The sequence below is a fragment of the Mesorhizobium sp. AR10 genome, from assembly GCF_024746795.1.
In the GTDB taxonomy this organism is placed as follows: domain Bacteria; phylum Pseudomonadota; class Alphaproteobacteria; order Rhizobiales; family Rhizobiaceae; genus Mesorhizobium.
Genome location: NZ_CP080524.1, coordinates 2,254,757 through 2,274,929, shown reverse-complemented (window position 1 = coordinate 2,274,929; position 20,173 = coordinate 2,254,757). Strand labels below are relative to the sequence as shown.

Below are 20,173 nucleotides of genomic sequence, written 5' to 3'. Positions count from 1 at the left end.
CGCAGCCAACTTTGATGACCGACATGAGGCGCGAAGCAGCCGTTCATATAGATGGCCGTCACCTTCGGCCCTGTGTGGCGCTCTTGGCGGCCACTGGGTCCAGACACAAAGCTGTGCGAATGACGGGGCAAGGGGTCGCCACGCGAGCTTTTTGCGCCGACTTGACAGTGTCGGTCTTCTCCATCTTTGGCGACGTTGGCGAAGATATTCGGAGCCGCCGACGTCTGAAGCGCATCGAGAAGCGAAACGCGCAGCATCAGCGCGCCCCGCGGATCCTGAAGCGTCTGTCCCGTTTCGAATAGCGTCCGCAGACCGGCTTCCGGGTATCCGAACTCTCGGGTCTTCGGCTTCCGCCACCGCTGGGGAGTTTACAAGGAGCTTCGCGCGGTATGCGAGCGGGCCGGCATCCCCTACCTAGGCACACACCAACCAGGCCGCCACAGCTTCGCGACCGAGATGATCGTGAAGCACGGCGTGGACGTTGCAACAACGGCTCACAAAGGTCGGTGGAAGTCGAAGCAGTTGCTGATGTCCACTTATGTGCACGGCGCACGCGATCGAAGCGTCATTGATAGGGTATTCGGTGGAGGGCCTGTGGGGACTTAGACCCGACTGTCACCGTTCACCTAGCCAGCGACAGAAAGGATATTCCGCCGATCGCAAGGCATATGATCGAGCCGAGCACAGTAGCGATTGCGGTCCATCTCACAATCCCTCCAGCAAGGGCCCAACGCTTCGATTTAAGCGTGTCGCGGATGAAGGGCGCATCCCATGCAAACTCTTCGGCGGCGATCGATTCAGCAAAGAAGATTTGGCTGAAATAGGCCAACCCTGGGGCGATCACCGTGAGCAGCAGGCTTGAGAAAAGCCAATACAGAATCGAGTTGAAGGCGACCAAGTTCTCCGGATGGATTGCCAGACGAGTGTAGTTCGCACTGTAGAAGCCGAGAGCCGCGGCCACACCGCCAGCGGCAACAAGCGCCGGCGCTCGCATCGCTCCGTTCGAGAACGACAGGACCTGGGAGTTCGTATTCTCGAGCGTCGCTCGCCTTGCATCGTGTGCACGCTCAGCGGCGCGGATTCGCAGGTCGTACGCTTTTTCGGTCTCGGGCGGGGTCTGCGTGGTCTCCACGGGCAGTTTCCTTACCTATTCGCCGTCGACTTTACCGAAAAGCTCCTGCATCTGCTTGACCCAGCCATCACTAGGCGGCGGGATTGCCCTGCGAGCGATAAACATCCCGAAGATCGGCACACCAGGGAAGCGCGCAGCGAGCTTGATTTGCATGGCCCGATAATGCGTGCCAGCGGTGAGTACGTCGTCGAAAATCGCGATTGAGCTGACTGGCTTGCTGTTGGCCAGGGCTTCGTCGATTTCATAAATAGCGAGCAGGTCTTCGACGGTTGGCCTGTTGTTCGACTCGTGCGCGGCCGCATGCGAATTACTATGATGCACAAGCTCACGGACATCTGGCGGCGGCACCCTTAACAGCCTGGCGATCTGGGTTAGACGATCGTCATAGTCCGCATGACCAGGCGCCTTCGACGACGGGATTGGCACCAAAGTTCCGCTGTTTAGCCATTCGCATCGCGCTGGCGCATTTTCCAATGGCTTCGGCTTTGTATTTCCATCCGCCCTTAGTCAGTCGCTCGGAGGGCTTTTTCTTAAGGTTGTGGATAAGCTGGTTGGTATCGCTGAACTTGAAGCCGAGACCATTGGTGTGTTCAAAGGCGGTAAATTCGTACAGGAACATGCACATATCGTTGGCGGTCAGCCTGGTGTGATCGCCGCGGTTACTGTCATCGATTTCGCGATAGAAAACCTTAGTCAAGGTTGCCCCAGAGATCGTCCATCGAGCGCACTCGAATGGCACCTTGCGCCTCATAGTTGCTCGGCCATTTGAGGCCTTTTTGGAAGCACGAATCCAGGATAAAAAGCTTACGCTTCTGGTGCAGAGCCGCACGGGCTTGCGTCAAAGTGCCGGACGTGTCGCTCGCCTCAACAATGATCGTCGCCTCAGTCAGGGCGCTCATGGTGATGTTGCGCTCCGGGAAGAAAAGCCTGTTTTGTGGCACGTTTTGAGCGCCATATCGCAAGAAGGGGATCTGCGAGATCAGAAGGAACTCTCTCGCAATCCGGTCCTGGAGGTCGCGATTTTCCTTCGGGTAATAGGTGCCAAGGGGTGTCCCGATGACAGCGATCGTGCGGCCGCCATTTTCGATGGCCGCATCATGCGCCGTCCGATCAATGCCAGCAGCGAGGCCAGAGACAATTGTGAAGTTGTCCCGTCCATCCTCCCGCTTGCGTGCCGTCAGGGCAAACGCCAACTGCTTGGCGCGCTGCTTTCCTTCTTCGGAGGCCTCTCGAGCGCCAACGATGGCGATGCATCGTGTCTCGGTGAGCTCCCAGATGCCTTGAAAGTAGAGAAGTTCGATGGGGTATTTCGCGTCACGCAACTTCGCCGGGTAGTCGCCTGCATGGTGGATGCGAACGCCAAAGCGAGAAACGCCTTTGGCGCTGGCCTCGGAAAGGACTTTGCGGGCGCACTCTTCCGTTTGGGCCGGACGAACGAAATCCGAAGGCATTGCCGTCGGATCCTTGGCAAACTTGTCAGCGATGGTCTTGAACGTGGCGCCCTGCTCGAGCCACATCGCCTCGTAAGCGCCCAATTCGCGGCGAGGCGAGATCGGCGATGCTGCGGGCCCGAAGTCCTCTTTGCGCGCTAGATACATGTCGGTTCTCTCTCGTGTCATGCACCCTGATCTAGTTTTCAGCCTAGCTCAAGGGCGTTAAAGGAATGATCCCCATATGGTCGCGGCACGCCGCGAGGTCATAGGGGCGATTGTCGCGGCAACTATGTTCACTATATGTTCCGACTTCAAGAGGCCATAGATAACGCTTGTGCAGTTGCTGGAGCAGGCCGCCAAGGCCGGTCTTCACGAGCTCGACACGCCGCTATCGCCTCACCTCCATCTGTCGGCCGTCCAGGCCAGCTGAATTTTCAGCAGGGGGCCTGTGTACTGCTACCGCTCGGCGGCCGTGGAAGCGGCGGCGAGTCATTCGCCGAAATACGCTGGCGTTTATTAGATCGATATTTGACGATGTGCCTCATCCGGAAGCTAAGTTACTGAAATTGCTGGTTCCCGCTCATGGGCTCGAACCACGATTCACGCCTTCAAAGGGCGCTGTCCTACCATTAGACGAAGCGGGAGCAATGGCGATTGGTGGGTTAGCATCCCGGCACGCTGGAAGCCAGTGCTAAGCCAAAAGTAGAGCTGCTCGATAGCATGGGCAATGATTTGATGCGTTACAAAAAAGGCCGCGCGGTTGCCCGCGCGGCTTTTTTGCATTTGTCTCGCCAGGCCGTTACTTGGTCTGGAACCGCGCGACCGAAAGGAACTTGACGGCGTTGCCGGTGAACCGGTTGGCATCGGCCATCTGGTCGTCCGCGTGGAAGCCGGCAGTGTAGACCTCACTCGGCGCCATACGGACGAAATTATAGGCAAAGCGCGGTGCCGTCGTGGAGTCAGACACGGTGGCAACATATTCGCCGCTGTGGAGCGCCCAACGGGCGGCCTGCGGCGCGGCGGCGATCACCATCGGCTTCGGCCCCGGCTTCAAGTCGCGGGCTGTGGCTCTGGATTCCTTGCGCGTGGTCTTCACGCCTGCGCCGATCGCTGCAACCGGATCGGACCCGGCCGGGCGGGCGGCGATGGCCTCGCGCGGCGATGCGGCATCGACACCCGACGGGTCATTGAACGCCGAGCGCGGCGCGGACAGCGAGGCGACCTGATAACCGTCGGTCGCGCCGGCCTCAGCCTGTTCGAGAACGGCCTTGACCTCGTCCGGACGCTGCGACACTTCGTCCGGACGCTGCGACGGCAGTACCGAGAAGGCATCCGTAGCGGTCCGGCTGTGCGAGGCCGTATCGGCCAGCGCCAAGAGCACGTCCTTATCCTGCGGCGCCAGATCAGCCGGCAGCGAACGGTCGGGACGCGATGTCGGCAATGGAATGTTGTTGATCGCGACCTGCGCCGGATCGGCAACGCTGGCCGCATCGGTAACGGCGGCCGGACCAGCCATGCCGAACGGAACGTTGACCGGCGCATGCGCCGTCGCCACCGTCTGCTCGGTGGTGGCGGTGGCATCCGCCATGCCGAACGGAACATTTTCAGGTTGCTGGGCGCCGACATCGGTCTTCGGACGCGGTGCGAAATCAGGCAGCGGAATGCTGCGCGCCGGCAGCGCCGCGATGATCGTCGCCGGCGTCTCCTGTTGCGGCTCCGAATCGGCAGCGTTGTCGTCGTCGGCAAGCTGCGGAACGTTGGCCCGCTGCGCATCCTGCGGCGCCACGATGGCGATGCCCGGAAGATTGCTGCTCTTGGTCTTGGCGGTCGGCGCCGGCTTCGCGGCCCTCGGCTTGGGCGCGGGTGCTGCCGACGCGACATCGGCGCTGTCATCGACCTCGTCGTCACCCCCGCCAAAGAAAGCAGAGAGGAACCCGCCGGATTTCTTGGTGCTGCCGCCGGCGCTGGCCAGTTGGATGGCCGGAGACCCAGCGCCCTTGCGCGCCTTGTAGGAGGCGAGCGCCTGTCCATAGCCGGGCAGCGGCTTGCCGTCGCTTGGCACATGCAATGTCTTGCCATTGGGGAACACGCGCGCCAGTTCCTGGCGGCTGATGCCGGGCCAATGGCGCACATTGCCGACATCCATATGGACGAACGGCGAACCGGACGATGGATAGTAACCGACGCCGCCGCCCTGCATCTTGAGACCGATGTCGCGCAGCTTCTTCAGCGGGACGCCTGGAATATAGAAGTCCATCGCCCTGCCAAGCATATGCTGGCTCTTCTCGGCGACGCCCCTGCTGCGGCCGCGCAGCATCGAGTTCGTCGACGGCGAGCGATAGCCGCAGACGACCTGGATGTAGTCCGTGGCGCCGCTGGCCCGGTAGGCCTCCCAGACCAGATCCAGCAGACGCGGATCCATCTTGGTCGGCTCGTTGCGGCGCCAGTCGCGCAGGATGACGTTGATCTTTCTCAAACCCTCCGGCACGTAGCGGCCATTGCGCTTGTAGACGATCTCGGCCTTTTCGTGCGTGTGGAGGTGATAGAGCTTGAGCGAACGCGTGTCGGCGCTGGCGCCGGTCGCAGCTGCTGAAAGGAACCCGACAGCAATAATCACCGCTGCCAGCCATCTCGGCCAGACGCCCATGTGATAGTGCCGCCCGTTTGTATGTCGTTCGATTCTGTTCAAATCAAAAGGCCTTGCAGGCTGCCGTTTGTCCCCGGATTTGACCAAACGGATGCGTCGTTTTCACATCCGAATATCGATCCTAATGGTTAATCATCGCTTATTGAAGCCGAAATGCGGTAACACCGTGGCGATATCCCGTCAAAAATATTGCACAGGGTTTCTTGGTAAACTGCTGGTTTAGATCAGATTTCAGCCTTTTTCCGAAACACGATCTGTTACCGTCAGCCTCAATGCGTGAACGACGCGCTGTGTGCGGCCTCCCAGCCTGCCACATTCCAGCTTCAACGCCTGAAGCAAGGCCACACTATGGTCGGGAAAGCTGGCCCTGGCCTTGCGCGGTCAGGAAGCAAGCCGGTCGACGCGACCGGTTTCCGGGTCGATGCCGTATTCCTTGAGCTTCCTGTAGAGGGTGGAGCGGCCAATGCCAAGGCGCCGCGCAACCTCGCTCATCTGGCCGTTGTAATGGTCGATTGCCAGTTTGATCATTTCGAGTTCGACATCGGCAAGCGCGCGCACGTTGCCGCGCTCGTCCAACGCCCGCAGCGTGCCGAATCGCGGCTGCAGCCTGGCCGGAGGATCGAACTCGGCAGCAACGGCCGTGTCGGCGGTGGACAGAGCGCCGTTGTCGTGCGGCTGATTGCCCGAGGCCAAGCCGGGGTGCGGCAATGCGGCATAAGCATCAAGATTGATGGTGCCCTCGACCTGCGCCCGGATCTGCGGAAACTCCTCCGCGCTCAGCACGTCGCCTTCGGCAAGCACCGAGGCCCTGAAGACGGCGTTTTCCAGCTGCCTGATGTTTCCCGGCCAGTCATAGGCCTGCAGCATGGCGAGCGCCGCATCCGAAATGCCGAGCAAGGGGTGGCGACCACCGGCGGGCGCAACCTTCTCCATGAAGTGCTTGACCAGATAGGGAATGTCGTCGCGACGGTCGCGCAGCGGCGGCACGAAGATCGGGTAGACGTTCAGCCGGTAGAACAGATCCTCGCGGAACTTACCGTCCTTGACCTGCTGCAAAAGGTTGCGGTGCGTTGCCGAGATCAGCCTGATGTCGACCCTGACGGTCGAACGGCCGCCGACCGGATCGACCTCACCGTCCTGGACGGCGCGCAAAAGCTTGACCTGCACGTCGAGCGGCAGGTCGCCGATCTCGTCGAGGAACAGCGTACCCGAATGCGCCTCGACGAACTTGCCGGTGTGTTTTTCGGTGGCGCCGGTGAACGAACCCTTTTCATGGCCGAACAGGATCGATTCGACGAGATTGTCGGGGATGGCGCCGCAATTGACGGTGACGAATGGCTTTGAGCGACGATCACCGGTGCCCTGGATGGCACGCGCCACCAGTTCCTTGCCGACGCCCGACTCGCCCTCGATCAGGATGGGGATGTTGGAGGCTGCCGCCTTCTGGCCAAGACGGATCACCCGGTCCATCGCCGGGCTGTGCGTTATCATGTCCTTGAACGTCAGATGGCCGCCGCGCCGCCGCGACGTGCGCTTCACCTCGTCCTCGACCGCCTCGACCTTGAGCGCGTTGCCGATCGACGTCTGCAGCCGGTCGGGAGACGCCGGCTTGACGACGAAGTCGAAGGCGCCGTGGCGCATTGCCGAAACGACAGTCTCGATGCCGCCCTGCGCGGTCTGCACGATGACCGGGATATGGATGCCACGCTCGCGCATGGCTTTCAGCACGCCGATGCCGTCGAGGCCTGGCATGACAAGGTCGAGGATGACCGCCGACACATCGCGCCCGTTAGGCCCGTCGAGGGCCTCGAGACCCGCCTCGCCGCCATCGGCGACGATCGCGGTGTGGCCGAATTTCGTCACTGCCGCCTCGAGCAGCCTGCGCTGCACGGGATCGTCATCGACTATGAGTATGGAACCTGTCATGACTGTTTGAAATTACCCGCCCGATTGTATCCGCCCTATGGATCATCTTGGCACAGGGTTCTAAACAAGGTTTCAAAAAACCCGGTGAACGAATTCCTTAGGATTTGACCGGCTTCTCCTTTCCCCTTGATTCCGGAAGGTTATTGTTGATGCGCATGGTTCCTGGTCGGCAGCTTGCAGCGGCAGCGTCCGGTCAGGGCGCGGCGGAGCTTGGCGACCTGCCGGAATGGAACCTCGCCGATCTCTATTCCGGCATGGAGGCGCCCGAGCTGAAGCGCGACATCGCCAAGGCAGCCACTGACGCCACCGCCTTCGAGAATCGCTGGAAAGGCACACTGGCCGCCGAGGCCGGACGTGGCGACGCCGGCAAACTGGGCGAGGCGCTGGCCGCCTATGAGGCGCTGGAGGAACTGATTGGCCGCATCGTCTCCTATGCCGGTCTGGTCTATGCCGGCAATACTGCGGATCCGCAGCGCGCCAAGCTCTATGGCGACATTCAGGAGAAGATGACCGACGCAAGCGCGCATCTGCTGTTTTTCGCGCTCGAACTGAACCTGATCGACGATGCCGCCATCGAGACCGCGCTCGCCACCGATCCGGGCTTCGCCCACTACCGGCCATGGGTGCTCGATCTGCGCATGGACAAGCCCTATCAGCTCGAGGATCGGGTCGAGCAGCTTTTCCACGAAAAGTCGATTACCGGACGCGGTGCCTGGAACCGGCTGTTCGACGAGACGATGACCGATCTGCGCTTCGACATCGACGGCGAGGAGCTGGCGCTGGAGCCGGCGCTGAACCGCCTGCAGGACGCCGACGGCGAGGTGCGCCGCCGGGCTTCCGAGGCGCTGGCCGCAACCTTCCGCAAGAATTTGCGCACCTTCACGCTGATTACCAACACGCTGGCCAAGGACAAGGAGATTTCCGACCGCTGGCGCGGCTTCGAGGACATCGCCGATTCACGCCATCTCGCCAACCGCGTCGAGCGCAGCGTGGTGGATGCGCTGGCGTCAGCCGTTCGCGACGCCTATCCGCGCCTGTCGCACCGCTACTACCAGATGAAGGCGCGCTGGCTCGGCATGGAGGTGATGAACCATTGGGACCGCAACGCGCCGTTGCCCGAGACCCCGCAGGCGGTGATCGGCTGGGACGAGGCCAAGAACACGGTGCTGTCCGCCTACCAGCGCTTCTCGCCCGACATGGCTGAAATCGCCAGGGTCTTCTTCGACCGCAACTGGATCGACGCGCCGGTCAGGCCGGGCAAGTCCCCTGGCGCTTTCGCGCATCCGACCGTGCCATCGGCGCATCCCTATGTCCTGCTCAACTACATGGGCAAACCGCGCGATGTGATGACGCTGGCGCATGAGCTCGGCCACGGCGTGCATCAGGTGCTGGCCGGCGGCCAGGGCGCGCTGATGGCCTCGACGCCGCTGACGCTGGCCGAGACGGCATCCGTCTTCGGCGAGATGCTGACCTTCCGCTCGCTGCTCGACCAGACCACCGACAAGCGTGAGCGCAAGGCCATGCTCGCCCAGAAGGTCGAGGACATGATCAACACGGTCGTGCGCCAGATCGCCTTCTATGAATTCGAGCGCAAGGTGCATGCCGAGCGCAAGAATGGCGAGCTGACCTCCGACAAACTCGGCCAGTTCTGGCTGGAAGTGCAGGCGGAAAGCCTGGGACCGGCGATCAAGCTGCGCGAGGGCTACGAGGTCTTCTGGACCTACATCCCGCACTTCATCCACTCGCCTTTCTACGTCTATGCCTATGCCTTCGGCGATTGCCTGGTGAACTCGCTCTACGCCGTCTACCAGAATGCCGAACGCGGTTTTCAGGAGAAGTATTTCGAGATGCTGCGCGCCGGCGGCACCAAGCATCATTCGGAGCTTCTGGCGCCGTTCGGGCTTGACGCCACCGACCCCGCCTTCTGGCAGATCGGGCTTGGCGTGATCGGCGGCCTGATCGACGAGCTGGAAGCGCTCGACAATGACTTGACTGCTGGGATCAGCAGAACAGTTTAGCCGGAATGCATATTGGAACCGCTCTATTCTTGCCCTAAATATCTGTTCTTGAATAACTCTCCATGGCAATTTTCCGTTAGCTTTCCGTAAGCTGTATGGTAGCGTCCCGCCTGAAGCTCAGCCGGGCGCGCGGCTCAGGCCGGAACGATTTCGGCTGGTCGTGGCGGTTCGGCGAATGCGACAGCGGCCGTTGGCTATGGGCGGGAAAGCCGGTCACCGACAGTCGACAACAAGCCGGCTGTTCTGCGAACCGCCGAACCACCATCGAATGATCCATTCGCCAAGGCTATGACTTGAGGCCGCAGCGGACGGACCTGACTGGAGAGAGACAATGGGCACTTTTTTCTACATGCTCCTGGCGTTCCTTGTAGGTGTGTTGGTTGGCTGGTTTCTCTGGGGGCGTATGCGCGGCGAGCTTGACAGCCTGCGTGGTGACATGGATCGCACACGCAGCGAACGCGACAGGCTGCGCGCCGATTCCGACCGCCTGACCGGCGAGTTGGAAGCATGTGGCCGTACCCGCGCCGATCTCGAGCGTCGGCTGAGCGAAGCGCCAGCCGCAGCCGCCAAGCCCGGCCCGGCGAAGGCAGCCAGCCAGGCGCCGGCGGCTCTGACGTCGACACCCGCGGCAGCCAAATCTGCGCCTCCCAAGCCTGCGCCTGCCAAGCCTGCAGCGCCCAAGCCTGCAGCGCCCAAGCCTGCAGTGGCAAAGCCTGCAGCGGCCAAGCCCGCGCCCGCGAAACCCGCAGCAGCTAAGGCAGTAGCCGCGCCAAAGGTCGCGGCGCCCAAGGCAGCTGCGCCCAAGGCAAGTGCTGCACCGAAGAAGGCAGCGCCAGCGGCAAAGAAAGCCGCGCCAGCGACTGGCAAGGCTGACAATCTGCGCCGCCTGATCGGCATCGGCCCGGTCAACGAGAAACTGCTCAAGGGGCTGGGCTTCACAACCTACGCCCAGATCGCCGGCTGGACCGCCGCTGACGTCAAGCGGATCGAGGACGTCCTCAACTTCGATGGCCGTATCGCGCGCGAGCAGTGGATCGAGCAGGCTAAACTGCTGGCCGCCGGCAACGAGAAGGAATTCGCCCGCCTCTTCCCGACCGCGGGAACCGCCAGCAACACCTGATCTGCCTGCAGGCATCGAGCACATAGCAAACTGGCGGCGTCCGAGGCGCCGCCAGTTTGCTTTTGCCAAGACCGTCTTTGCGTCCTGCGACGCCGTTCCCTCGATTGCGCGGGGTCAAACCCCCATATAGAGCCATCGCTGTCGCCATCGACTGCAGCATCCGAGCCCCATGTCCCTACCCTCTGCAATTTTTCGCAATGATGAAAGCGGCCGTCAGCTCGTTTTCGACCGTCCGGCCGAAATCATTGCAGCATATGAGGCGGAGGATTTTTTCCCGGCACTGGAAGCCGCCCAGGCAGCATCCGATGCTGGCAAATGGCTGGCCGGCTATTTCTCCTACGAGGCCGGCTATTTGCTCGAGCCGAAACTTGTTCCGCTACTGCCCAGCGGGCGACGCGCACCGCTTGTTTGCCTGGGTGTCTTCGACGCTCCGGTCGAACAGGGCATGCGGCGCCGCGATGCGCCAGCCACCAACGGACCGATCTTTAACGCCAGGGCCGACTGGTCTTCAAAAGACTACGCGAGACGCTTTGCGCAGCTCCACGATCATATCCGCAAGGGCGACTGCTATCAGGGCAATCTGACCTTTCCGATCCATGCGCAGTGGTCTGGCGATCCGCTGGCCGCCTTCGACGCGCTGACCGAACGCCAGCCGGTGAAGTATGGCGCGCTGGTCGCGCTCGGCGACCCGATCGTCTTGTCGCGTTCGCCGGAACTGTTCTTCGAGATAGGCGTCGATGGCATGATCGAAACCCATCCGATGAAGGGCACCGCACCACGCGGCGCGACCAGGGCGGAGGACGCGCGGCTGAAAGCTTTTTTGCGCCACGACGAAAAGAACCAGGCCGAGAACCGGATGATAGTCGATCTCCTGCGCAACGACATCTCGCTGATCAGCGAGGTCGGCACATTGGAGGTGCCGGAGCTGTTCCGCATCGAGAGCTACCCGACCGTTCATCAGATGGTCAGCCGCGTGCGAGCCAAATTGCTGCCGGATCTCACCATCCGCCAGATCTTTGCGGCGCTGTTTCCATGCGGCTCGATCACCGGCGCGCCAAAAATCCGCGCCATGGAAATCCTGCGCGAGCTGGAAGGCACGCCGCGCGACGTCTATTGCGGCGCCATCGGCTGGATCGCACCCGACGGCACGATGCGCTTTTCGGTGGCAATCCGCACCATCTCGCTCTTTTCCAGCGGCGAAGCCGTCTACAATGTCGGCGGCGGCGTCGTCTTCGATTCGACGGCCGAGGAGGAGTACCAGGAGTGTCTGCTGAAAGCGCGCTTCGCGACGGGAACGCCGCCGATTTCGAACTGATCGAAACCATGCGCTGGGAACCGGGCTCCGGCTTCCTCCGCTTTGAGCGTCATCTCGCACGGCTCTATGGCTCTGCAGCGGAGCTCGGCTTCACCTGCGATCCGCAGAAGATCGGTGACGTGCTGGGCAACGCGGTCAGCGGCTCCAGCATTGCGTTGCGCACACGCCTCGTTTTGTCGCGCAACGGCAAGATGACGGCCGCCGCCCAGCCCTATGAGCCACTCGCCGCCAACAAGGTCTGGCGGCTGCAGCTGGCGCGGGTACGGCTGGACTCGAACGACACGCTGCTGCGCCACAAGACCAGTCGCCGGGAGACCTATCAGCGGGCTCGCGCCGAATATCTGATCAGCCAGGCCGACGAGGTGCTTCTGGCCAACGAGCGCGGCGAAATCTGCGAGGGTACGATATCCAACGTATTTGCCGATTTCGGTGACGGTGTGCTGACCACGCCCCGCCTCGATTGCGGCCTGCTGCCTGGCGTATTGCGCGGCGCATTGCTGGATGAAGGCCGCGCCGGCGAAGCGATCTACACCTTGGAAGGTCTGAAGTCGGCCAAGGCGCTTTTTGTCGGCAATTCGCTGCGCGGGTTGATCCCGGCAAAGCTGGCATGACGCAACCCGGGAGAATGCAATGCTCGTCGTTTCGCTGAACTACAGGGTGCCGCTGACCGAGATCGACCAACCGAATGACCGCAGTCGCATTGGACGCCTATGAAGAAGCATGAGTGTCCGCGCGCCCATCCATACGCCCTATGACGGCTCCTCGAAGCTGTTCACCATCGGGCTGAAGCCGCTCGACCCTGGCAGGTGGATCGAGGTCGACGAGCATCTCAAGTCCTATCTCGCCGAGAAGCGCCGGCGCTACGCCGAAATCCCCGACAGGGTCTTTGTCGAGGAGGAAGGCACGCGCGAGGCCCAACGCGAAGTGCTCGATTTGCTCGACGCACATCTGCTCGCAAATTTCCCTGAAATCTACCGGCGCTCGAGCTCAGGGATCGAGGTGATCGGCGCCACAGAGGGCATTGGCGGTCCTGTCGGTGGTTCCAGCGATGCGCCGCTCGTCGCGGCCTCATTGCTTGTCCAGGAAGACCTGATCCTGATGCGTCGCGACGAAAGCGGCTGGCGCCTGGTTGCCGGTTCGCTGTGCTTTCCCTCGTCATGGTCACTGATCGAAAAGTTCGGCCGCCCGCTGCAGCAGATCCACGCGCCGGTGCCGGGTTTCGGCCCGGCGACGCGTTTCGCCGATCTCATCAACCGCATGTTCGACGGCCTGCAGGGCCAGGCGGTCGAGCGCTACAATTGGTCGATCCAGGCCGACGACACGCTCTATCATCCGCTATCCAACATCGAGCGGATCGACCGCGCTACAAACCGCCCTACCCGATTTCCGGATGGTGACGTCAACGCTCATGCCTTCATCCGCGTCGAGCGGCAGACGTTACGGAAACTTCCTGTTTCGCGCGACATCCTGTTCACCATCCGCATCCATCTCGACCCGCTCAAGGTGCTGGCGCACCATCCCGACCGGGCAGCACTTGCAGCGTCCTTTGCCGCACAAATTCTGACGTTGGACGCGGCACAGCTTGACTACAAGGGCCTGACCGCCGACCGTGACAAACTGGCGGAAAGCCTGAAAATCATGGCTCGGGGGAACGATGAGTCATTGTCTTAGCAAACCGGTCGCACTCGTGGCCGCGCTGTTGGGCCTGTCGACAGCAGCACTGGCCGAGCCGGTGACTTACGCCGGCAAGATCGGACAAACCGACATCGTCGTCGAATTCACAGGCGATCCGTCGGCGCCGGATGGTCCACTCGCCGGCCGCTACTTCTACCGCTCGAAGGGTGTCGACATCCCGCTGCAGGCCAGGCCGCTGAAGGGGCGCCGTTTCGAATTGGCGGAGGAGGAAGCGTGCGGCGCCGAGAAATGCGGGGAAGGCCAGGCCGCACCGGTGGCCGCGATCTGGCGCCTCGCCTCTGCCGACAAGGGCAAGACATTGGAAGGCACCTGGATCGGGAAAAAGACACGGCCGTTGAAACTGACCCGCATTGCAGCCCGTGAGCAGACCGAGCCGCCCGCTTCGAGCCCGCTCGATCTCCATGATTTCACCGACATCAAATTCTCCGGCGACGATGCGCCGATCACCATGGAAGCATCGCCTTACGACTATCTGCGGCTGGATTTTGCCCCCCGGACTCTTGCCCCGAGGATTGGCGAGAAGACCGGCTGGCCGGATGCCTCCTTTAGCTATGTCGTCGATCCGCGCACCAGATTCGCCATGCCACGCATCGTTGAACTGTCGGGTGACACATCGGCCGAGGCAGCGAATGCCTTGCTCCACAACCGGCACCGGCATGCCAGCCTCGGCGCGTTGAGCTGCGCAGCGTTGCGCTATGCCGGCTTTCACGAGAACGGCCCGATCGACACCATGGATGACGGTTCGCTCGGCGGCTATGAGGACTCGACGTCGGAAGTCACTTCGCTGACCCCGCAACTGATGAGCTGGCGGGAGTCCGGCAGTCTGTTTTGCGGCGGGGCACACCCGACCAACTATTCGGAAGCCTATGTGATGGACGTGCGCCGCGGCGTCCTGCTCGGCCTTCAGGATATTTTTTCCGATACGGTCGACGGCAAACCCGGCCCCTCGCTCATCGCCTTCATCGCGGAAAGGCGCAAAAAACCAACCGATCAGACCCAGATCGATTTCGAAGCCGAATGCGGCACGAACGATCTGGTCGATGACTATCTGGCGGCCAGCCTGAAGCGCGACGGCGACAAGCAGCTTCTGGTCTTCCGGCTCCAGGGCCTGCCGCATGCCATCCAGGCCTGCGGCGACGATGTGCTGGAACTGCCGGTCTCCGAGGCACAGGATCTTTTCAAGCCGGAATTCGCAAGATTGGTCGGGCTATAGGTGCGATGACGCCAGGCATTTCCGGCTTTGCCCTTTATTGTGACAATGATCTATGGTTTGTCGCGCCGCGGCCAAGCGGCTGTTCCGGAGTGTTTTTTTTAAGGAGTATTCGATAGATGGCGAACGAAAACTGGCCCGTCTACGGTGAAATCACCGGCCCCGTCGTGATGATCGGCTTCGGCTCTATCGGACGGGGAACGCTGCCGCTGATCGAGCGCCATTTCAAGTTCGACAAATCGCGCATGACGGTCATCGACCCGCGCGACACCGACCGCAAGCTGCTCGATGAGCGCGGCGTCGCCTTCGTGCAGGAAGCCGTGACCAGGAAGAACTACAAGAAGCTGCTGACGCCGCTGCTGACCAATGGCGGTGGCCAGGGCTTTTGCGTCAACCTGTCGGTCGATACCGGCTCGGTGGATCTGATGCGGCTCTGCCGCAAGCTCGGCGTGCTTTACATCGACACCGTGGTCGAGCCATGGCTCGGCTTCTATTTCGATACCAAGGCCGACAACGCCAGCCGAACCAATTACGCGCTGCGTGAATCGCTGCTCGAGGAAAAGCATGACAACCCTGGCGGCGCGACGGCGATTTCGACCTGCGGTGCCAATCCGGGCATGATCTCGTGGTTCGTCAAGCAGGCGCTACTGAACCTCGCCACCGATCTTGGCCTCGAATTTTCCGAACCGGCCCAATCCGATCGCGAAGGCTGGGCCAAATTGATGAAGAAGGCCGGCGTCAAGGGCATTCATATCGCCGAGCGCGACACCCAGCGCACCAAGAAGCCGAAGCCGATGGACGTGTTCTGGAACACCTGGTCGGTCGAAGGCTTCATTTCGGAAGGGCTGCAGCCGGCCGAGCTCGGCTGGGGCACCCATGAGAAATGGATGCCGAAGAACGGCAAGAAACACAAGCATGGTTCGCAGGCCGCCATCTATCTGGAGCAGCCGGGCGCCAACACCCGTGTCCGCTCATGGTGCCCGACGCCAGGCCCGCAATACGGCTTCCTGGTGACGCACAACGAGGCGATCTCGATCGCCGATTTCTTCACCGTGCGCGGCAAGAAGGGCAAGGTTCACTACCGCCCGACCTGCCACTATGCCTACCACCCCTGCAATGACGCCGTGCTGTCGCTGCATGAGATGTTCGGCGCCGCCGGCAAGGCTCAACCGGTGCACCACGTGCTCGACGAAAACGAACTGGTCGACGGTGTCGACGAGCTCGGCGTGCTGCTCTACGGCCACGACAAGAACGCCTACTGGTATGGCTCGCAGCTGTCGCTGGCCGAGGCCCGCAAGCTGGCGCCCTATCAGAACGCCACCGGCATGCAGGTCACCTCGGCGGTGCTGGCCGGCATGGTCTGGGCACTGGAGAATCCTGAAGCCGGCATCGTCGAGGCCGACGAGATGGACTACAAGCGCTGCCTGGAAGTGCAGAGCCCCTATCTCGGTCCGGTCAAGGGCTACTATACCGACTGGACGCCGCTCGATAACCGCCCTGGCCTATTCCCCGAAGACCTCGACAAAAACGACCCGTGGCAATTCCGCAACATTCTTGTGCGATAGCGGTTCGGCCAGCATGCTTCACTGCCTTGCAATCGCCCGGAAATCGGGCGATTGAAGTTATGCGGACTAGAGCGACGTGCGTCCACTCAGACGTACAAAGCACGCTCTGGCACTTTGAATGGACGTATCGTGCTTTCTGAAATCGAAGCCGATTTTCGGGCCGTTGCGAGAGGAGAGGGTTTTCATATGATTATTGCGCGAAAAATTCTTTCGATGGGCGTGGCAGCGGCCCTTGCAACGATGCTTGCTGCCTGCACGACCGGCGGTCCCGACCAGCCGCCGATAGGGTCTGGCCAGAAAGGCGTCGAGGGCTCATGGATCGACGCGAAAGGCACTGGTCTGTCGACCTTCTCCAGCGGAAGCTTTACCACCGTCGCCACCGACACCGGCCAGAAACTGGCCGAAGGCAGCTACACCATGACCGGCGCGACTTCGGTCGAGATCAACGGCACCTCGCTGATCCGCCAGACGCCGGTCAGCTTCAACTGCCTGATGGTGTCCACCAGCCAGCTCAACTGCACCAGCGCGAGCGGCCAGAACTTCGTGCTGACAAGGCGCGTTTAAGCCGGCGCAGTTTCCATTTATTGAAGGCTATTGAAGGACGGCGGCCCTGCGCCGCCGTCCTTCCGATTTCTGCTTGCATCCACCAAAACAGGGTGTGAACATGGCCTGCGAGGGCTGTTACATTCCAGTCAAGCAAGAGCGTTAAACGCCTCTGGTCATATCATCCGGGAGACGAAGATGAAGAAGATCGCCGCCATTGCCGCTCTGTCGGCATCCGCGCTTGGCCTGTCGGCCGGAGCATCCTTTGCCGACTACACGCTCAACATCCTGCACATCAACGACTGGCACAGCCGCATCGAAGGCAACAACAAATACGAGTCGACATGCTCGGCCGAGGAGGAGACCAAGGGCGAGTGCATTGGCGGCGCGGGCCGTCTGATCACCGCGATCGCCCAGGAGCGCAAGAAGCTGGAAGGCCAGAACGTCCTGCTGCTCAGCGCCGGCGACAATTTCCAGGGCTCGCTGTTCTATACGACCTACAAGGGCAAGGTCGAAGGCGAGTTTCTCAACGAGATGAAATTCGACGCCATGGCACTCGGCAATCACGAGTTCGATGATGGCGAGACGGCGCTGGCGCCGTTCCTCGACATGATCAAGTTTCCCATTCTCGGCGCCAATGTGAAGGCCAACGCGCAATCCAAGCTTGGCGACCGGGTGAAACCGTCGATCGTGATCGAGGTCGGTGGCCAGAAGATCGGCATCATCGGCGCGGTCACCAACGACACGCCCGAGATCTCGGCCCCCGGGCCGAACATCACCATCGAGGACGACGTCAAGTCGATCACATCGGAAGTCGAGAAGCTGAAGGCGCAAGGCATCAACAAGATCATCGCGGTGACCCATATCGGCTACAAGCGTGAGCGCGACGTTATCGCCAAGATCCCCGGCATCGACGTGGTGGTTGGCGGTCACAGCCACTCGCTGCTGTCCAACACCGACCCGAAGGCGGAAGGCCCCTACCCGACGATGGTCGACAACCCCGACGGCTACAAGGTGCCGGTCGTCCAGGCGGCGTCCTATTCAAAATACCTTGGCGAGTTCAAGGTCGTGTTCGACGACAATGGCGTCGTCAAGCAGGCCAGCGGCGACCCGATCTTTCTCGACAAGTCGATCACGCCCGATCCTGCCGTGCTTGCCCGCATCAAGGAGCTTGGCGCACCGATCGAGACTTTAAAGAACAAGGAAGTCGCCGAGACCACCAAGGCGATCGATGGCAGCCGCGAAAACTGTCGCGCCCGCGAATGCGAGATGGGCAATCTCGTCTCCGATGCGATCCTCGACCGCGTCAAGGGCCAAGGTGTCGAGATCGTCATTTCGAATGGCGGCGGCCTGCGCGCCTCGATCGACCAGGGTACTGTCACCATGGGCGAGGTGCTGACCGTGCTGCCGTTCCAGAACACGCTGGCCACCTTCCAGATTTCCGGCAAGGATCTCGTCGCCGGGTTGGAAAGCGGCCTTAGCCAGCTCGAGGACGGCGCCGGACGCTTCCCGCAGGTCGCCGGGCTGAAATACGCCTTCGACAAATCGGTCGCGCCCAATGCAGGGCGCGTCAAATCGGTCGAGGTCATGGAAGGCGGTGCCTGGACCCCGCTCAATCCGGACAAGGACTATCTGGTCGCCACCAACAACTATGTCCGCCAGGGTGGCGACGGCTACAAGATCTTCGCCGATAAGGCCAAGAACGCCTATGACTACGGTCCGGGCCTCGAACAGGTGGTCGCCGACTATCTCGGCGCGCACAAGCCCTATACGCCCAAGCTCGACGGCCGCATCACCGAAATCGCCGCGACGGTTGCGGCAGCTCCGGCGGCCCCTGCCGCGGAACCGGCCAAGCCTGCCGAGCCGGCACCTGCGCCGGCAAAGCCGGCCGAGGCTGCACCGGCGGAGCCGGCCATGCCTGCATTGCCGGCAGACTCCGGCGATATCGCTACGACGCCGCCGACCGTCCCGGCTGAAGCCGCACCGGCCGCACCGGCGCCTGCCGAACCGGCAAAACCGGCCGAGCCTGCGGCTCCGGCTACTGAACCGGCAAAGCCAGCTGAGGCCGCGCCAGCCGAAGGCAGCCATGTGATCGCTGCCGGCGATACCTATTGGGATCTGGCTGAGAAGGCCTATGGCGACGGCACCAAATGGAAGGTGATCTCCGAGGCCAACAAGGGATATGAGCCGCGCCGGCTCCCCGTTGGCGCGACCTTGACCATTCCACCGAAGTAACCTCGCTTTGCGGCTGCGACCAGAAAACCCGTCTGGGAAACCGGGCGGGTTTTCTGCTTTCCAGATAAGGTGCGGCCAGACGCAGCATTGAAAACTGGCGCCGCATCGCTAGTTTCGCCGCGACATCGCTGGTTTCGCGTGGTGTCCGGAGAATTTTTATGACGCTTTCCACCCCTGTCGATCCCAAGGCCGCGAAGGCGCTCGGCCCGTTGCCTGCGGGACATCCACCGGTCAAGGCCGGCAAGATCGGCGTCATGCTGGTCAATCTCGGCACGCCAGACGGCACCGACTTCAAGCCGATGTGGCGCTATCTCAGGGAATTCCTGTCCGATCCGCGCGTCATCGAACTCAACAGGGCGATCTGGTATCCGATCCTCTATGGCCTGGTTCTCACCACAAGGCCGAAGAAGTCGGGCGCCAACTACGCCAGGATCTGGAACCGGGAGCGCAACGAGTCGCCGCTGCGCACCTTCACCCGTGCCCAGGGCGAAAAGCTGGGCCAGGCGCTGGGCGACCTGCCCGATGTCGTCGTCGAATGGGCGATGCGCTATGGCAATCCTTCGACCGAGAGCGTCGCCAAAAAACTGGTCGAGCAAGGCTGCGACCGCATCCTTTGCTTCCCGCTCTATCCGCAATATTCAGCGACGACGACGGCGACCGCCAACGATCAGCTGTTTCGCGCGCTGATGAAGATGCGGCGAGCCCCTGCCATCCGCAGCGTGCCGCCCTACTATGACGAGCCGGTCTATATCGAGGCGCTTGCCCGTTCGATCGAACGGCATCTGGCGAGCCTCGATTTCGAACCCGAGGTGGTCATCGCCTCCTATCACGGCATCCCAAAAACCTATTTCGAAAAGGGCGACCCCTATCACTGCCATTGCGTGAAGACGACGCGTCTGCTGCGCGAAAGCCTCGGCTGGAGCGACAAGAAACTGATCACCACCTTCCAGTCGCGCTTCGGCGCCCAGGAATGGCTGCAGCCCTACACCGACAAGACGGTCGAAAAACTCGGAAAGGACGGCGTGAAATCGATCGCCGTCGTCAATCCGGGCTTTTCCGTCGACTGCATCGAAACGCTGGACGAAATCGGCCGAGAGGCGGCCGAAACCTTCCATCATGCCGGCGGCGAGAAATTCGCGCACATCCCTTGCCTTAACGACAGCGCGGAAGGCATGGCAGTGATCGAGGCGATCGTGCGGCGCGAACTGTCTGGCTGGGTCTGAGGCTGCGACCCTGCGGCGATCGATCGCCCCACTGTTACGGCATTCTATGCACCGACAATCGGCGATCACCTGATTGTAACGTTATTGAAACACACCTAAGTGTTTGGTGAA

16 protein-coding genes and 1 tRNA gene are annotated in these 20,173 nt (G+C 61.8%); 10 read left to right on the top strand and 7 right to left on the bottom strand.

Going from position 1 to position 20,173, the window contains the following annotated elements:
* Nucleotides 1–622: 622 nt before the first annotated feature.
* The 7 genes from LHFGNBLO_RS14485 to LHFGNBLO_RS14455 all read right to left on the bottom strand — a co-directional run bounded on the left by LHFGNBLO_RS14485 (nucleotide 623) and on the right by LHFGNBLO_RS14455 (nucleotide 7,138).
* A complete protein-coding gene (locus tag LHFGNBLO_RS14485; protein ID WP_258608416.1) occupies nucleotides 623–1,132 on the bottom strand; it encodes a hypothetical protein in 510 nt (169 codons plus the stop codon).
* Between the two features lie 15 nt (nucleotides 1,133–1,147).
* The gene (locus LHFGNBLO_RS14480) at nucleotides 1,148–1,480 is read right to left on the bottom strand and encodes a hypothetical protein (RefSeq protein ID WP_258608415.1); all 333 of its coding nucleotides are present in this window, start codon (nucleotides 1,478–1,480) and stop codon (nucleotides 1,148–1,150) included.
* 34 nt (nucleotides 1,481–1,514) lie between these two features.
* Nucleotides 1,515–1,829: a hypothetical protein gene (locus LHFGNBLO_RS14475; protein WP_258608413.1), complete on the bottom strand. Its 315-nt coding sequence runs from the start codon at nucleotides 1,827–1,829 to the stop codon at nucleotides 1,515–1,517.
* Complete coding sequence (locus LHFGNBLO_RS14470) at nucleotides 1,822–2,730, bottom strand: DNA-processing protein DprA (RefSeq protein ID WP_258608412.1); 909 nt, start codon at nucleotides 2,728–2,730, stop codon at nucleotides 1,822–1,824. Before LHFGNBLO_RS14470 ends, LHFGNBLO_RS14475 begins: the two co-directional genes overlap by 8 nt.
* Nucleotides 2,731–3,135: 405 nt before the next feature.
* A tRNA-Gln gene (locus LHFGNBLO_RS14465) sits at nucleotides 3,136–3,209 on the bottom strand.
* 155 nt (nucleotides 3,210–3,364) lie between these two features.
* Entirely contained in the window at nucleotides 3,365–5,212 is a 1,848-nt protein-coding gene (locus LHFGNBLO_RS14460) for a DUF882 domain-containing protein (RefSeq protein ID WP_258608410.1), read from the bottom strand.
* Nucleotides 5,213–5,593: 381 nt separating this feature from the next.
* The gene (locus LHFGNBLO_RS14455) at nucleotides 5,594–7,138 is read right to left on the bottom strand and encodes a sigma-54-dependent transcriptional regulator (protein ID WP_258608409.1); all 1,545 of its coding nucleotides are present in this window, start codon (nucleotides 7,136–7,138) and stop codon (nucleotides 5,594–5,596) included.
* Between the two features lie 149 nt (nucleotides 7,139–7,287).
* Here LHFGNBLO_RS14455 and LHFGNBLO_RS14450 point away from each other — a divergent pair, with 149 nt between their 5' ends.
* The 10 genes from LHFGNBLO_RS14450 to hemH all read left to right on the top strand — a co-directional run bounded on the left by LHFGNBLO_RS14450 (nucleotide 7,288) and on the right by hemH (nucleotide 20,062).
* A complete protein-coding gene (locus LHFGNBLO_RS14450; protein ID WP_258608407.1) occupies nucleotides 7,288–9,156 on the top strand; it encodes a M3 family oligoendopeptidase in 1,869 nt (622 codons plus the stop codon).
* A gap of 331 nt (nucleotides 9,157–9,487) precedes the next feature.
* Nucleotides 9,488–10,276 (top strand): proton-conducting membrane transporter, encoded by a 789-nt coding sequence (locus LHFGNBLO_RS14445; protein ID WP_258608405.1) that lies wholly within the window; start codon nucleotides 9,488–9,490, stop codon nucleotides 10,274–10,276.
* A gap of 169 nt (nucleotides 10,277–10,445) precedes the next feature.
* Entirely contained in the window at nucleotides 10,446–11,591 is a 1,146-nt protein-coding gene (locus LHFGNBLO_RS14440; protein ID WP_258608402.1) for an aminodeoxychorismate synthase component I, read from the top strand.
* Complete coding sequence (locus tag LHFGNBLO_RS14435; protein ID WP_258608401.1) at nucleotides 11,540–12,202, top strand: aminotransferase class IV family protein; 663 nt, start codon at nucleotides 11,540–11,542, stop codon at nucleotides 12,200–12,202. The genes LHFGNBLO_RS14440 and LHFGNBLO_RS14435 overlap by 52 nt, the downstream gene beginning before the upstream one ends.
* Before the next feature lie 109 nt (nucleotides 12,203–12,311).
* On the top strand, nucleotides 12,312–13,262 hold the full coding sequence (locus LHFGNBLO_RS14430; protein WP_258608399.1) for a heme-dependent oxidative N-demethylase family protein: 951 nt from the start codon (nucleotides 12,312–12,314) through the stop codon (nucleotides 13,260–13,262).
* Between the two features lie 16 nt (nucleotides 13,263–13,278).
* Complete coding sequence (locus tag LHFGNBLO_RS14425; protein ID WP_258608397.1) at nucleotides 13,279–14,499, top strand: hypothetical protein; 1,221 nt, start codon at nucleotides 13,279–13,281, stop codon at nucleotides 14,497–14,499.
* 116 nt (nucleotides 14,500–14,615) lie between these two features.
* Nucleotides 14,616–16,061, top strand: coding sequence for a homospermidine synthase (locus LHFGNBLO_RS14420; protein WP_258608395.1), 1,446 nt, complete (start codon nucleotides 14,616–14,618; stop codon nucleotides 16,059–16,061).
* A gap of 186 nt (nucleotides 16,062–16,247) precedes the next feature.
* The gene (locus tag LHFGNBLO_RS14415) at nucleotides 16,248–16,625 is read left to right on the top strand and encodes a hypothetical protein (RefSeq protein ID WP_258608394.1); all 378 of its coding nucleotides are present in this window, start codon (nucleotides 16,248–16,250) and stop codon (nucleotides 16,623–16,625) included.
* A gap of 177 nt (nucleotides 16,626–16,802) precedes the next feature.
* On the top strand, nucleotides 16,803–18,839 hold the full coding sequence (locus LHFGNBLO_RS14410) for a 5'-nucleotidase C-terminal domain-containing protein (protein ID WP_258608388.1): 2,037 nt from the start codon (nucleotides 16,803–16,805) through the stop codon (nucleotides 18,837–18,839).
* 158 nt (nucleotides 18,840–18,997) lie between these two features.
* On the top strand, nucleotides 18,998–20,062 hold the full coding sequence (gene hemH / locus LHFGNBLO_RS14405; RefSeq protein ID WP_258608386.1) for a ferrochelatase: 1,065 nt from the start codon (nucleotides 18,998–19,000) through the stop codon (nucleotides 20,060–20,062).
* Nucleotides 20,063–20,173: the final 111 nt, after the last annotated feature.